Raw genomic sequence first — 15,197 nt, forward strand, 5'->3', positions numbered from 1 at the left:
AAACCATCCTTTAATATTATTCTAAATCTACCGTTAGCTTATCGCCATCGGTAATTGTTTTACCAGCAGTTATACTTTGAGCATCAGCATAACCACTCCCTTTATAAGTAACCTTTAAACCAGTTATTTTAGCCAATGCTTCAATTTCATCTTTGGTCCAACCGTAGATTCTTGGCATTGTCAAATTATCATTAGTTAAAATGATAGCTCGTTGTTTATCATCAACCTTTGTTCCGGCCTTAATTGATTGTTTAACAATTGTTGATCCTTGACCGATAACAGTGGTAGTAATTCCTTTGGAAGCCAAATCCGATTTAGCGTCATCAGTGGTTTTATAAACTACTGATGGCATTTTTTCCTTTTCAACTGTTGAGGCAGTATTGCTGTCTTGCAATGCTCGAGTCATTACAGGCTTAAAGATCTCAGATAAAAGTTGCGTAGCTGTCTTAGTCGCAGGCAGTGTTGGTTGCTTCATTGTAATGTATAAAACATACTTAGGATCCTTAGCTGGGGCCATGCCGGCTACTGAGTAGAGATAACTATCATCACCATTAGCATATCCACCATAACCATTGCTTACTTGAGCAGTACCGGTTTTAGCAGCAATTTTATATCCTTTAATTTTATAATCACTACCAATACCGTACTTTTTGTAAACAACGTCCTCCATATGCTTTCGAACTTTTTTAGCCGTTTTAGCAGAAATTGGTTTCCCAACCGTTTTAGTTCCGTAGCTCTTAATGGTTTTGCCAGTATTTGGATCTACCACTTTAGATACCACATGAGGTTGAACCATGGTTCCATCATTAGAAACAGCTGTCAATCCTTGCAACATCTGCATAGCCGTTACTTCGATTCCTTGACCAAATGACGTATCGGCTTGTTCAATTGGATAAGTAAATTGAATTTTGCCATCAGTTTCTCCTGGTAAACCACTATTGGTATTATCTAAGAAGTGGAATTTATTAATATATTTTTTCCAAGTTTTGGCACCCATATTTTGTTCTAGGTGGGCCATAGCCACGTTACTTGATAAAGCAAAACCTTTATTGTACGTAATGGTACCCCACCCTTTGGTATTCCAGTCAGGCACAATTTTGCCATCAATACTGTATTTACCAGACTGGTAAGTATCTTTACCGTTATAGTGACCAGAATCAATTGCCGATGCTAAGGTAAAAATCTTCATGGTAGAACCTGGCTCATAGGTATCTTGTACTAATTTATTAGACCAAGCATTATCAATTCCATTTAACGTCGTTGAATTAAACGTTGGTCGTTGGGTTGTAGCTAGTATTTCACCAGTTTTAGCGTTCATCAAAGTCGCCGACATGGACTTAGGATTAGCTTGTTTGTACACCGAAGACATTGAACTTTCGAGTAAAGTCTGTAATCGAGAATCAATGGTGGTATAAACGTTAGCCCCATTTTTAACCTTTTTTTCCTTCGGTTTACGTTGGGTTAATCGATAACCATATAAGTCATATTGGTTATCACGATATCCATCGGATCCCTTAAGCAAATTATTATATTGCTGCTCTAAGCCCATTTGCCCAACCAAGTTAGTTGAACCGGTCTTTTCGTTATTTTGTGATAATGCTACCCCAACAACGTTAGAAGCAAATGAACCATTAGGATACAAGCGCGATTGTTGTTGCGTAAAATGAATTCCCGGCAATTTTTCGGCATCAATTTTTTTCTTGGTCATCAAAGAAATACTATTACCAGCGCTACCGAATTCCACTTGAAATGGATTACCCTTTTTAGGATTTAATATTTTCAGAGCCTTTTTTTCAGAAATTGGTAAATATTTAGCCAACGTCTTCGCCGTTTTCTTTTTATTAACCACGTATAATGGCTTGTTGTTAGTATCTACTTGTTGTTTATTTAATACTGCATAAATTGAATAAGTACTGGTATCTTGAGCAATCGGCGTCCCCTTCGCATCGTAAATATCACCACGTTTAGCCTTAACCGTTTGCGTTTGAGTATATAACTGCTGCGAACGTTTACTCAAATTGACATTTTTAATGTTTTTACCGACCGCAATGACCGTAAAGCGCATTGCCAAACCAACGAAAACAATTATACATAAAAAAAAGAGCCATCTTCCGAAGGTTTTGGTATTTTTTTGGCCGAAGCGACCTCCAAGTATTTTTTCGAAAAAGGTTCTCATTTAGTAACATTCCTTATATGTGAGTTTGAAAGTGACATCCCATTCTTGTGAGCAATTGCTTCTAGACGAGTACTACTTTGTAGTTCGCTAATTTGTTGGTCTAAATCGTTATTTTCATTACTAATTTTAGCAGAACGACTTTGTAGTTCTTGCAATTGATGTTCTGAATTAGTTAATGAAATTTTAGTGGCTACCACCATAACCATTAGTAACGTCACAATTAGGGTACAAGCTGAAATCAACAACTTTTCAAAAGTTGACACCTTTAATTTTACTTTAGGTGCTGGTTGGACCAATGTTTTTGCCTTGGGTTGAATTGGTTTAACCGTAATTCTTCGGTTAGGTTGATTAACTAAATTTTCAGCTAAATTATTTTGTGCCATAGTATGTATTTCCCCTTCAACTATTTTTTAATTCTTTCAATAACACGTAGTTTTGCACTATGAGCGCGATGATTATTTTCCAACTCATCAGCAGTTGGAATAATAGGTTTTCTAGTTAGATTCTTGAATTTAGGTTCTAATTCTGGTGGAATAATTGGCAAGTTAGGTGGTAATTCCGGTAAACTAGTTTGCTCTTTAAACATCGTTTTCACCAAACGATCTTCTAATGATTGAAATGTGATAACACTAATACGACCACCAACTGCTAATAAAGCCAAAGCCTGTTCTAGTGAATCTTCTAATGCTTTTAATTCATCATTAACCGCAATTCGAACAGCTTGAAATGATTTTTTGGCAGGATGTCCCCCATGACGTCTAGCTGCTGCCGGAATAGCATTTTTTACGATTTCTGCTAACTGTAACGTTGTGTCAATTGGTGCTACCGCTCGTTGTTGTTCAATCTTTCTAGCAATTGGTTTAGCAAATTTTTCTTCACCATAACGAAAAAGAATTCGCACCAACTGTTCATATGGCCACTTATTTACCACTTGCCAAGCATCTAATTCCTGACTTTGATCCATTCGCATATCTAATCGAGCATCCATGCGATAACTAAATCCTCGTTGCTCATCATCAAATTGCGGTGATGACACCCCTAAATCGTAAACAATCCCAGTAATTTCAGTGATACCACGTTCATTAAGGGTTGTTTTTAAATTTCTAAAGTTATCATGCACCAAAACTAAATTATCATTTGCTATATATGAAGCCAGTCGCTCTTCGTTATAATCGATAGCCGTTTGATCTTGATCAAATGAATATAATGTTCCAGTGGTTAACTGGCTAACAATTTTTTCAGTATGGCCACCACCACCAAGAGTCCCATCGACATACGTACCAGTTGGGTCAATATTTAACATGTTTACTGCTTCATTAAGTAACACCGTCACGTGGTGAAATTCGCTCATTAGTTGGCCACCTCACTGGTTCAACAATTCTTAGCTAAAAATCGATCATATTTTCAGCAATTTCATTAAAGTTTTCTTCTGCATCTTCACTAAATTGTTGCCAGAGCTCATCGCTCCAAATTTCAAACCGATTAGATACTCCGACAACGACACATTTTTTCATAATTTTGGCATAATTTAATAATGTAGCAGGTAGATTAATTCGGCCCTGCTTATCTAATTCGCACTCTACTGCCGCTGAAAAGAAAAATCGGCTAAAGGAGCGCGCATTTTTTTTGCTAATTGGTAATTCATCAATCTTTTGTTGAATTTCTTCCCATTCACTCATGGGATAGCCGAATAAACAACCATCCATTCCACGGGTAATGACAAATTTAGGGGCTAATTCCGATCGAAACTTAGCCGGAATAATGATTCGGCCTTTAGAATCAATCGAATGTTGATATTCGCCCATAAACATGCCCACTACCCCCTTCATTAAAGATTATATTCACATTCTACCACAATTCACCACTACCAACCACCACTCTTCCACTTTTAAAAAAATTGTAATCAAAAAGGCCTTATCATCAATTTGGTTTGATGATAAAGCCTTTGATATCAACGATTAAATCATTTTATTGAATGTGGTAAATTATTTTAAATTTACCTAAATCAACACATAAATAATGACTGCAAGCCACATTATAATCAGCAGTAAATCCGAAGTACGCCAAATCAGTATCCCAATCTGGCGATAACTTAATTTAGCGGTTTTAAAGGCCCGCCAGATTAACATAAATAAGATGACGATAATCCAAATCATTAAAACCCAAACAAACAAATTCGTTTTGGCCGTGATCTGAGCCAACCAACCAATAAAAATTGGTATCAATAACGGGAAAATATCCAATTCATTAACAGCTTTCAGCCATGATACTTGCAAACGGCTTTTTCCAAACCAGATAAGTCCTTCTAAAACAATCAAAATAATAACTTGCAAAAAAATTATGGCTGTTAAATTCATTTAACAAATTCCTTTCCGTATTGTACTTTGGTTGCAAAGCAAGCAAATCAACGGTACACTAATTTAGATAATTTAATTTAGAAAGTGGTGCACCAAGTGGCAAAAGAAAAAAAGACAAAATTTCAAAAAATAACAATGATATTTGTTTGGCTAATGATTATTGCAACTGTCGGGGGTTTGGTGGCAACTGCAGTATCCATTTTTGTTTAAAATAGTATCTTAACCGTTCAGCTGAGGCTGGCGGTTTTTTTATTCCTTTTGTTTATACACTTGTCTAGGCCGGCTGCCATCTTGAGGTCCGATATAGCCGCGCTGCTCTAATTCATCAATCAAGCGAGCCGCTCGGTTATAACCAATCCGAAAATGACGTTGTAATAGTGAGGTGCTTGCTTTTTGTTGGTCCACAACAAAATCAAGGGCATCATCAAATAAATCATCTTCTGATTCTGCTTCATCTTCAGCTTTAATTTCTTCATCACTAACCATCATGGTTTCATCATAATCAGCGGTTTGTTGAGCTGTAATAAAGTCCACCACTCTAGCCACATCCTGATCAGAAATAAAGGCCCCTTGTACCCGACTAGGAGTATTTTTATCAATTGGTAAGAACAACATATCACCACGACCGAGCAATTTTTCAGCTCCATTTGCATCAATAATAGTACGTGAATCAATTCCACTAGACACCGCAAATGCGATTCTAGACGGCACATTAGCTTTGATTAACCCGGTAATAACATCAACAGATGGTCGCTGAGTTGCTAAAATCATATGAATTCCGGCTGCTCGTCCCATTTGAGCCAAACGAATAATAGCCGCTTCCACATCATTTGACACTGTCATCATTAAATCAGCTAATTCATCAACAATTACCACAATATACGGTAATGGTTGAATTTTAACGTCTTGTTCTTCATTATTCTTAGCCGCAAATTCATTGAAGGTACTAATCTTTCGCTGACCATACTTAGCAAATAATTCGTAACGTCGTTCCATTTCACTAACGACTTTTTGTAAGGCTCGTGCCGCTTTTTTTGGTTCAGAAACTACCGGACTAAGTAGATGTGGAATTCCGTTATAAACACCCAATTCCACCTTTTTAGGATCAATTAACATTAATTTAACCTGACTAGGTTTAGCGTTCATTAAGATACTAGTGATTATGCCATTAATTGAAACCGATTTACCACTACCAGTAGACCCAGCAATTAATAAATGCGGCATTTTAGCCAAATCAGCAGTAATCACATTGCCATTAACGTCCTTACCTAGTGGTACTTGTAATAAGTGACCTTGATTATCTGGTTGTGATTCAATCACATCCCGAAACGAGACTGTTGCGATATTTTTATTAGGAACTTCAATTCCAATTAATGATTTTCCTGGAATCGGTGCTTCAATCCGAATATCCTTGGCCGCTAACGCTAACGCAATATCATCAGCCAGATTAACAATTTTACTAACTTTAACCCCAACTGCCGGATGTAGTTCATATTTAGTCACTGACGGTCCCAAACTAACGTGTTTAATTTCCGCCTTCACCCCAAAACTATCTAGTGTTTGTTGTAAAACTTTGGCATTTTTATCAATCGACTTTAATTCATCTGATTGATCATTTTGAGGAATCGCTGTTAGCAATGATGATGTTGGTAATCGATAATCCTTATCATTAGTTTGACTAAAACTCATGGGCGTATCCGGTTCAAATGAATGCTCAGCCGTCAAAGGACTCACTTCAGCTTGAACTGGTGGTTGAGGTTTAACTTGATTTTGACTGGCAACTGAAATGGATGGTTTAACTTCTTTAGTTTTAGACAATGTTGATTTAGGCTCATTCACTATCTCTGGTGTTTCTGGTATTTCTATTGATTTAGTTGAAACTGGTTGTGGCTGTTTTTTAGAACGCTTTTGCCATTTGATCAATAATGACTGATAACCACTTAGTATTTTTTTACCTAACCACTGACACGCCGCAAAAACTTGGTTAACACTGATATTAGCCAAAATCATCAGACCCACTACAATAATCAAGCCAGCCAAAATAAAGGTACCGACTTGACCTAGTAGGGATTCCACTACTTGAAATAATCCAGCAGTCAAAACTCCGCCGCCTAAATCAGCATGTAAACCAGCAATGGTCAAATCATCGGCCCATTTTTGCCAGGTAAAATTAAAGAAATTAACGGGATGATCGCTTACCCTAAATTGTTGTAACGATAATAACAATAAGGTGCCTAATAAAATTAGGCAGCCACTCCCCCACCAGCGAGATTTAATCGGGTATAGTTTCCCCGTAATTAATAACGTTAGTCCCAGCCCTAATAAACTAGCTAGTCCTACGATAAACAAATTACCAACTAAAAACCGCATCATATTGGTAAAAAAGACGCCAATAATACCAGATTGAGCCAATCCCAAAACAGCTACTAAAACGATCAATGCTCCAATAGCATTATTAGTGTAAGTAAATTGATTTTTCTTTCGAGTACTTTTTCGTTTTTTACTACTAGTAGTTTTTTTCTTATGAGTTTGGCGCTTAGTCATTTAACTCCTCCCGTTGCATTATTTTAATTTGTCATTGTCATACAAATGTGACTGTTCCAAATTATTGAAGTTTTGTTGACGTAAAACTTCGTAAATAACAATCGCTGCACTATTAGATAAATTAAGGGCTCGAATGTGAGAATCGTCTTGCGGAATGCGAATGGCTTTTTCAGCATTCTTACGCATAAATGGTTCAGGTAATCCTGTGGTTTCCTTACCAAACAAGAAATAATGATCATTATTATTGTCTGAATAGTCTGGATCTACATAGGTTTTACTAGCAAATTTAGAAACCAAATATAAATGCGTCGGATCGGCAACGGTGGCTAGAAAATCTGGTAAACTTTTATGGCGATTAATCTGTACTTTATCCCAATAATCTAGCCCAGCTCGTTTTAAATGCTTATCGTCTAAACTAAATCCTAACGGTTCAATTAAATCTAAAATAGTATCAGTACCGGCACAAGTTCGAGCAATGTTACCAGTATTGGCTGGCATTAGTGGTTCAAATAAAACAATATGGTTACTCATAATTATTCTCCTTTAATTTGTAGCAGTTTGAATTAATAGCGTAACTGCCACCGTAATCGATTTTAATGATGCTAATTCAGTTGCACTTACTTCACGTTGTCCTTGACCCCAATGTAGTGGCGTCATTAATAACAAATTGGCTTGTTGACCAGCTGGAATTGCAAATTGATACTCCAAATCAATTCTTTGATAGTTGGGATAATGTTGAGCAAATAAGTCCACTACTTTTTGGTTAGAGTAACTACTATTTTGACTATCACTGGGATAAAGTAAATGCCGTAATTCCATTAAATAATTGCTATTAGGAACTACTTTGATTAATTTACCTGTCGGTTTCAGCACGCGTTCAAATTCTTTATAAGCTGAGGGTGAAAATAAGTCAAAGATGATATCAAAACTGTCAGCATTAAACGGCAACGCTGCTAAATCGGCCACACAAAAAAACGATGGTTGCTCTTGATTGTTAGCCAGTTCAATTCCAGGCTTAGAAATATCAAAGCCTACTCCTGCATCCCGACTATTTCGTAACTGAATTAACTTGTTTAATGGGGTCCCTTCACCACAACCAATATCCAAAATAGTTTGAGATTGATTTGGTAATTGCTTCGCTACCGTTTCAATTATTTTATCAAACAGGCCTGCTTGCAAAATTTGTCGTCTAGCTTGCAGCATTGCACCATCATATTCACCAGAAAATTTTTTGGTTAAAAAGTATAGTGTTCCCTTTTTCGATAGGTCAAATCGATGATTGTTAGGACACACCATACTTCTATCAGCTAAATCAGCAAATGGTTGTTGACAAATGGGACATTTAAATAAGTCTAAATGGGCCGTTAAAAATTTTTCAGCCGCTTCAATTTTTTTCATAAATTCCTCCATAAACGGATTCCATTATATCACGTTCATATAGCAAAAATATTGGTATAATAAACACATTACCGCAAAGGAGGCCCCCATGGCAAACAGATATGTGATTAATCTCAACGTTTCATTTAAGGATAAATACCAAATTAAAAGTGATGATGGTCAAATCATTAGTCGCATTCATTCTAATAATGGAATTGACTTTTTAAATACTTTCTTAGGGTGGCTTATTGAAATTCCCGAAACTTTTACCATTCAGTTGAATAATCAAACATTACAAGTCAAGAGTCGTTTCAAGATTCTTGGTTCTGTCTTTCAGTTATTTTATAATCAACAACTAATTGCTACCGTGACCAAAAAACGTGGTAGATCACCATTTTCCATTGTTGTTAATCAACAACCCTACCAGCTGCAGTTGACCTCTAACGGCACTTATTTTGCAATTAGTACTTCGGGCCAAAAAATCCTGGTGGCTAAACGCGGTGAGTGGGACTTGGATAAATACTCAGTGGTAATTGATGATCAATTAGATAATTTGGTAGGCTTAGGACTGGCTTTAGCCATTCTGAATGGCTTTAAACATTGATTACTACAACGAAAAACTGCTAACTAGTTTATCGACTAATTAGCAGTTTTTTATTTTAATCAGCTCGTTGAATGATGGCCTGCATATCAACAGGTAGGGCTGTTTGACATTCAATCACTTTTTGATTAAATGGATCATAAAAACGAACTTGATAGCAGTGAAGTGCTTGCCGTTTCATGCGATAATCGTCCGGATTATACAACCAATCGCCCAGTAACGGATGTTTCAAAAAAGTAAAATGCACCCTAATTTGATGAGTTCGTCCCGTATGTAATCTCACTCTAACCAAATTAAAATGCCGCCACTGTTTAATTAGCCAAAATTCAGTTCGAGCCATTTTACCATTATCCGTAACTTGGCGTTTGACAAATGAATCGTAAGTCCGACCAATGGGGAGATCAATTTCGGCATGATCACTTTGAATAGTTCCCGCCGTTAATGCCAAGTAATCTTTTTGAATACTATGATCTTTGAGCTGCTTGTCTAACACTGAATGAGCCATATGGTGTTTAGCAAAAATCACTAACCCGCTAGTATCGCGATCCAATCTAGTAACAATATGCACCTTTTGATTAGCATAGCCTTGCCGTACATAGTATCCCTTTACTCGGTTAACCAAGGAATTATGACCGTAAATATGCGATGGTACCGATGCTACTCCTGCTGGTTTATTGACTATCAAAAAATTAGCATCCTCATAGACAATATCAATGGGATCGTTATCAACAGGTACATGATCGTTGCCAGGTTCTGCGGGCAAGACCACCATTACTTTATCGCCTTGCCGTACCATAAAATTAGTTAATTCCGGTTGCCCATTAACTTCAATTTGACCACCGTGAAATTTAATTTGCTTTAATAAAGTTCGGGTGATTCCTTGTCCCATTAAAAACGTGCGTAATTTTTGTGGACTTTCACTCATTACTTGCCAATTAAATTGAGTCATCTTGAACTCCAATAAATGCGTTATTGACCCGTTGCCAAAAATGGGTGTGACGATATTGAGCAAAAGCCACTCGTTTTTCAGCAATTTTATATTCAATACTCTTGATCGGTCGACCACTTCTCACCTGTTGATCACAAGTAAGGACAGCTTTCTTATGAATATCAGGAATAATTTTCACCCATTCATCTGGTGAAATAATTAGCGGTGACCCCAGCGTCCGAAAAACACGGTTATTAATCGACGCAATTTCTGAAACTTGCAGTGCCTTTAAGGATGGATTGATAATGGCACCACCAACTGACTTATTATACGCCGTTGAACCGCTAGGAGTGGAAATGCACAAGCCATCCCCTCGAAAACTTTCAAATTTTTGATCCTTAATATAAACATCAGCAGTAAGTGTGCCAGATATTTCTTTGATAGTAGATTCATTTAAGGCTAAAACTACGTCCGTATCATCACCATCTAAGTACTTAGTGGTAATTTCTAATAATGGGTACGTTTCGCTTTGACCATTATCATTTTCCAAACTATTAATTAACTCATCAACTTCATAATCTCGCCAATCGGTATAAAACCCTAAGTGTCCCGTATGGATTCCCACCAATCGAACCTGATCAATAATTTCGATATAATGATGAAAAGCTGATAAAAGAGTGCCATCTCCCCCTACTGAAATTACAATATCTGGACTTAGATCATCTATTTCTAATCGCTGAGATTGTTCAATTCTTTGCTTGAGTTTTACTGATACTCGCTTTGAAAGCTCGCCAGAATTACTATAAATGGCAATTTTCATTAGTTAAATGACCTTTCTGTAAACTATTTTTCTGGTAAATATTCTTCATGATTAGTTTCTTGCAATTCATTTCTGATAGCTGACATTTCTTCATCCAATTTAAAGGCTGCTTCAGCTGAACGTCTAAGTCTTTCCGATAATTCTTCTGGAAATTCACCCGAATACTTATAATTTAGTGAATGCTCCACAGTCGCCCAAAAATTCATCGCTAAGGTCCGCACCTGAATTTCGGCTTTGATTATTTTTTTACCATCCAACATTTGAATTGGATATTCAAAAACAATATGATATGAGCGGTAACCACTCGGCTTTTTATTGTGAACGTAATCGCGTTCTTCTAAAATGTTAATGTCCGTTCGTTTTCTTAACAAATCTACAACTTGGTAAATATCGTCGACAAATTGACACATAATTCGTAATCCGGCAATATCTTCCATATCCAATTCCAATCGTTCTGGTTGAATATGGCGTCTAACCATTTTTTCTTCAATACTGCTAACTGGTTTTACTCGTCCAGTCACAAATTCAATGGGGCTACGGCCTTCAGTTTTTAAAAACTGGGCACGTATACCACGCAACTTCACTTTCATTTCATCCACAGCTTGCGTGTATGGAATTAAAAGTTTATCCCAATCTCGTCTCAATTTATCACTTCCATCTATTTTAAGTATTAACGGCTACATTCAATGTTACATTTTACCACAATCATTAATGATAACGGTTCCTAGGCAAAGAAATTGTAATTTCTTGAAAATTTGCTATCCTTGTTGTGGTAGATAAAACGCACGGGAATACAAAACGGAGGCAGTTTACGTGATTTTAGAACTTTATTTATTCATCGACCCACTAAGCAATCGTTGTTATGATGCTGAACAAACAATTGAAAAGGTTGCTGCCAACTTGGATGCCAAGGTCGCAATTCACTTTATCCCAATGCTAAACATTAAAATTCTTCACGAATTCAGTCAAAAGCACCCCAATATCGCTAATAACAAGGACCTTCATTATAATATAATTTCAGATTACATGGCCGCCTCTTTTCAAGGGAAAAAAATTGGCCGCGTATTTTTAGAAAATTTGCAAACAGCAATTATAAAAGACAATACCCCCTATTGCGATAACTTAGTTCAACAAATTGCATTGAATTCAGGTTTAGATTTAGAAATGTTCGCAGAAGATCGTCATTCTTCACTAGCTAGAAAAACTTTCCTTCATGATCAACAAACTGTTCATCGCTTCAATATTAAGGAACCAGCATCCGTCCTAGTTTTTTGTTCTGCTATTGAAGATCATGGCTTATTGTTAAAAGAGTTTGATTATGACTCATTAATCAACCTTGTTCGTTACACAGCTAAAACTAAAAATAGTCTTTTACAAGATGATCATAAGTTAGCTCGTTTAAACCAAATAGCTGGTAGTAATGCTAAATTAATTTAAAAAGGGACCCCGATAAAGGGGCCCTTTTTTATTTTACGCAAAAAGTTGTTCAAATTGGTCTAGTCGTTGGTTGAAAATTGAAAAGGCCTGTTCAAGGTATTCCGCGTTTGTCATATCAATTCCCGTTTGCTGCATTACTTTAATTGGTTGATCCGAACTACCTGCTTTTAAGAAATTTAGATATTTAGTTAAACCAGCTGGTCCTTGTTGAATGTTTTCGGCCAAAGTAGTGGCTGCCGCAAAGCCCGTAGCATATTGGTAAACGTAAAAATCATAATAAAAATGCGGAATACGGGACCACTCTAAACTAATTTGTGGATCAGAAACCACGTTATCTCCATAATATTTTTGATTGATTTTTAAATATTGCTGGTTCATGTAATCGGCCGTTAGTGGTTGACCATTTGCATCAGCTTGATGAATTAATGCCTCAAATTCTGCAAATTGAGTTTGCCGATAAACCGTTCCTTTAAAACTATCTAAATAATAATTGAGAATGTATTTTTGCATATTTTTATCGTCTTTAAATTGTTCTAACAAATAATCAGTTAACAAATTTTCATTAGTTGTCGAGGCAATTTCAGCAACAAAAATTGAATAATCACCATATTGGTAAGGCTGATTGTGATGAGAATAATAGCTATGCATGCTATGTCCAGTTTCATGAACTAACGTATACAAATTATCTAAGTTATCCTGCCAGTTTAACAAGATATATGGATTAGTGTCGTACGTACCAGAAGAATAGCCCCCACTGCGCTTAAATTGGTTCTCCATCACATCAATCCAGCGCTGTTCGAACTCTTCTTCTACATGTTGTAAATAATCTGGTCCCATTACCGATAAAGCTTTTAAACTAATTTCTTTAGCTTTGTCAAAGGTAATTTTAGGACTAGTTGTATCTAGTAACGGAGTATATAAATCATACATATGCAATTCTGGTACTGCCAAAATCTTTTTTCTGAGTCCCACGTAGCGGTGAAGTAAGTCTAGATGTTTATTTACCTGCTCAATCAAAGTTTGGCAAACCGTTACTGGAATTTCATTTTCGTCCAATGCTGCTTCTAATGCTGTCTCATAGTGTCGTAACTTAGCATTAATATTATGACCTTTAGTAGTTGTACTAAGCGTTGTAGCTAAAGTATGCTGAAATTGTTGGTAAACCGAATATAATTTTTCGAAAGCTTCTTGACGAACATCACGCTTTTTGGATTCCAATAATATACTGTAAACTCCTTGCGATAATTGGACCTTTTCCCCCTGATCATTAGTGACAACCGGAAATTTTAAGTCAGTATCATCTAAAATATCAAACGTTTTAGCACTAGCGTCAAAAATATCACCCACACTAGCTAATATCGCCTCTACTTCTGGACTTAAAATGTGATTTCGTTTTTCAAAAATAATATCAAAAAAACGGTGGTAATTATCTAGTTGTGGTTCTACTTGATAAAAAGTAGCCATTTGATTAGTAGTAATCTGTAAAACTGCTGGTTCAAACCACGCTACTTGTTCAGAAAATTTCGTTAATAACGTCTCGGTCCGTTCTAGCCTAGTCTGTGATCGACTATTACTAGTGTCTTGATCATTATATAATTGCGCATAAACTGCCAATTTTTCTACTAAACGACTAGCTGCTAAGATACTGGTTACCGATTTAAGTAAGGTTTTAGCATCCGCAAATTCAGTCTTTTTAATTGATTTAACTAATTTTTCAGCGGTTTCATAAGCCGCTTGATACTCCACATCAGAAGCAAAAATAGTCGTTAAATCCCAGGTTAACTCGGTCGGAATTTCGGCTCTTATTGGTACTTGTTTAATTTCACTCATTTAAGATACTCCTTTTCACACCCCAGTTTGTGTTCCAAGTCTGGATACCAAACCGGCTTTCTTATGATTATTAGCTTATCATAAAATAGTCGTAAATAACCGAATTGAGCCAGCTCCTTAATGTAATTCCAAAAAAGGATTCTTTGAAAATCAGGAATTACTTCTATTTGCACAAAATCTAACGCATACTTGTTAATTAATTGATTATAAATGGCCTTTAAATCGGTTATTTTTAAGTTGGATCTTGGTGAATCAAATAATTGAATTAGCAACCAAATTCGCCATTGTAGGCTTTTTTTGCCATAGATGGGTATTTGAGTGCTTTTACAATGACAAATCCAGGGACACCCTATTAAATTTTTACGAGCCAAATAACAGGTAGTTAATAGTTCCTTACAGTTAATTTGACCACGAACAATTTGTTGTTGCATTCGTTTTAGTTGTTGCACCTGTTGATTTAAAGGGATCGTAGTTAAATAATTAGGTTGCCAATCTTTAATTAATTTTTGCCATTCTTGCAGACTTTTAAAAACGGATTGTTGCCAATAATATTTACCAGCTTTCTCAACAATTGAATGTCTTAAAATAAATCGGTTTGCCATACTATCATAATAAAGAATATAAAATCCCAGCTTGCTATGATATCGTCCAAATTTGCTCACTAAACTGTCATCTATTCGATGTTTTAGGTACGGATTACCCAAAATCCAATAAACTTGATAATTCACCATTTTGTAGCCGTTATGACGCTGTTGCAACCGTTGTAAACTAATTGGACTACATTGATACTCCACGATAATTTGTTGCTTGGTTAAACACAAATCGGCGCGTTGCTTAATACTAATAAAATAGTGTTCTAATTGTACTGGTTGTTTACTTACCGCCAATATCTTTTTTAATGCTATTTTGCCAGCTAAATGAATTTGGCTTTCGTTTTCCGAAGCGGTTTGACAACCACCCCACCGATGAGCAAAATGAGAAATCTTTTGCAATCCCCGTTTTAAAATTACCTTTTGCTGACACCCCGGACAAACGTACTGGTTGTTCCTACTTGCATGATTAGCTTCGACTAATTTATTCTCATCTTGGGCAATTAACAATATTTTTCACCTCAAGAATAAATACGA

General features: G+C 36.3%; 16 protein-coding genes. 3 read left to right on the top strand and 13 right to left on the bottom strand.

Going from position 1 to position 15,197, the window contains the following annotated elements:
- Positions 1-16: 16 nt before the first annotated feature.
- The 5 genes from HII32_RS00335 to HII32_RS00355 form a co-directional block, all read right to left on the bottom strand.
- Entirely contained in the window at positions 17-2,176 is a 2,160-nt protein-coding gene (locus tag HII32_RS00335) for a penicillin-binding transpeptidase domain-containing protein (protein ID WP_172187243.1), read from the bottom strand.
- A complete protein-coding gene (ftsL, locus tag HII32_RS00340) occupies positions 2,173-2,559 on the bottom strand; it encodes a cell division protein FtsL (RefSeq protein ID WP_172187245.1) in 387 nt (128 codons plus the stop codon). Before ftsL ends, HII32_RS00335 begins: the two co-directional genes overlap by 4 nt.
- Positions 2,560-2,579: 20 nt before the next feature.
- On the bottom strand, positions 2,580-3,527 hold the full coding sequence (gene rsmH, locus HII32_RS00345; protein ID WP_172187247.1) for a 16S rRNA (cytosine(1402)-N(4))-methyltransferase RsmH: 948 nt from the start codon (positions 3,525-3,527) through the stop codon (positions 2,580-2,582).
- 34 nt (positions 3,528-3,561) lie between these two features.
- On the bottom strand, positions 3,562-3,987 hold the full coding sequence (mraZ, locus tag HII32_RS00350; RefSeq protein WP_172187249.1) for a division/cell wall cluster transcriptional repressor MraZ: 426 nt from the start codon (positions 3,985-3,987) through the stop codon (positions 3,562-3,564).
- 189 nt (positions 3,988-4,176) lie between these two features.
- Complete coding sequence (locus HII32_RS00355) at positions 4,177-4,533, bottom strand: DUF3397 family protein (protein ID WP_172187251.1); 357 nt, start codon at positions 4,531-4,533, stop codon at positions 4,177-4,179.
- Between the two features lie 96 nt (positions 4,534-4,629).
- Between HII32_RS00355 and HII32_RS00360 the strand changes: the two genes are divergently transcribed.
- Positions 4,630-4,743, top strand: coding sequence for a DUF4044 domain-containing protein (locus HII32_RS00360; RefSeq protein ID WP_172187253.1), 114 nt, complete (start codon positions 4,630-4,632; stop codon positions 4,741-4,743).
- A 39-nt stretch (positions 4,744-4,782) separates the two neighbouring features.
- On the opposite strand, the gene HII32_RS00365 is transcribed toward HII32_RS00360, so the two are convergent.
- The 3 genes from HII32_RS00365 to HII32_RS00375 are packed head-to-tail and all read right to left on the bottom strand — an operon-like array spanning position 4,783 to position 8,475.
- Positions 4,783-7,077 (bottom strand): DNA translocase FtsK, encoded by a 2,295-nt coding sequence (locus tag HII32_RS00365; RefSeq protein ID WP_172187255.1) that lies wholly within the window; start codon positions 7,075-7,077, stop codon positions 4,783-4,785.
- A gap of 18 nt (positions 7,078-7,095) precedes the next feature.
- Entirely contained in the window at positions 7,096-7,608 is a 513-nt protein-coding gene (locus HII32_RS00370; RefSeq protein WP_172187257.1) for a tRNA (cytidine(34)-2'-O)-methyltransferase, read from the bottom strand.
- Positions 7,609-7,620: 12 nt separating this feature from the next.
- Positions 7,621-8,475 carry a methyltransferase domain-containing protein gene (locus HII32_RS00375; RefSeq protein WP_172187259.1) on the bottom strand — a complete coding sequence of 285 codons (855 nt, stop codon included), beginning with the start codon at positions 8,473-8,475 and terminating at the stop codon, positions 7,621-7,623.
- An 88-nt stretch (positions 8,476-8,563) separates the two neighbouring features.
- Between HII32_RS00375 and HII32_RS00380 the strand changes: the two genes are divergently transcribed.
- Positions 8,564-9,058 (top strand): LURP-one-related/scramblase family protein, encoded by a 495-nt coding sequence (locus HII32_RS00380; RefSeq protein WP_172187261.1) that lies wholly within the window; start codon positions 8,564-8,566, stop codon positions 9,056-9,058.
- Positions 9,059-9,113: 55 nt separating this feature from the next.
- On the opposite strand, the gene HII32_RS00385 is transcribed toward HII32_RS00380, so the two are convergent.
- The 3 genes from HII32_RS00385 to yjbM are packed head-to-tail and all read right to left on the bottom strand — an operon-like array spanning position 9,114 to position 11,447.
- Entirely contained in the window at positions 9,114-10,004 is an 891-nt protein-coding gene (locus HII32_RS00385; protein WP_172187263.1) for an RluA family pseudouridine synthase, read from the bottom strand.
- Positions 9,991-10,803 (bottom strand): NAD kinase, encoded by an 813-nt coding sequence (locus HII32_RS00390; RefSeq protein ID WP_172187265.1) that lies wholly within the window; start codon positions 10,801-10,803, stop codon positions 9,991-9,993. Before HII32_RS00390 ends, HII32_RS00385 begins: the two co-directional genes overlap by 14 nt.
- A gap of 23 nt (positions 10,804-10,826) precedes the next feature.
- Complete coding sequence (gene yjbM / locus HII32_RS00395) at positions 10,827-11,447, bottom strand: GTP diphosphokinase (protein WP_281355373.1); 621 nt, start codon at positions 11,445-11,447, stop codon at positions 10,827-10,829.
- Between the two features lie 169 nt (positions 11,448-11,616).
- On the opposite strand from yjbM, the gene HII32_RS00400 reads away from it, so the two are divergent.
- Positions 11,617-12,240, top strand: a complete 624-nt coding sequence (locus HII32_RS00400; protein ID WP_172187267.1) for a DsbA family protein — start codon at positions 11,617-11,619, stop codon at positions 12,238-12,240.
- A gap of 33 nt (positions 12,241-12,273) precedes the next feature.
- On the opposite strand, the gene pepF is transcribed toward HII32_RS00400, so the two are convergent.
- Entirely contained in the window at positions 12,274-14,070 is a 1,797-nt protein-coding gene (gene pepF / locus HII32_RS00405; protein ID WP_172187269.1) for an oligoendopeptidase F, read from the bottom strand.
- On the bottom strand, positions 14,067-15,170 hold the full coding sequence (locus HII32_RS00410; RefSeq protein WP_172187271.1) for a competence protein CoiA: 1,104 nt from the start codon (positions 15,168-15,170) through the stop codon (positions 14,067-14,069). Before HII32_RS00410 ends, pepF begins: the two co-directional genes overlap by 4 nt.
- Between the last annotated feature and the right edge of the window lie 27 nt (positions 15,171-15,197).

The sequence above is a fragment of the Lentilactobacillus kribbianus genome, from assembly GCF_013184075.1.
GTDB classification, from domain to species: domain Bacteria; phylum Bacillota; class Bacilli; order Lactobacillales; family Lactobacillaceae; genus Lentilactobacillus; species Lentilactobacillus kribbianus.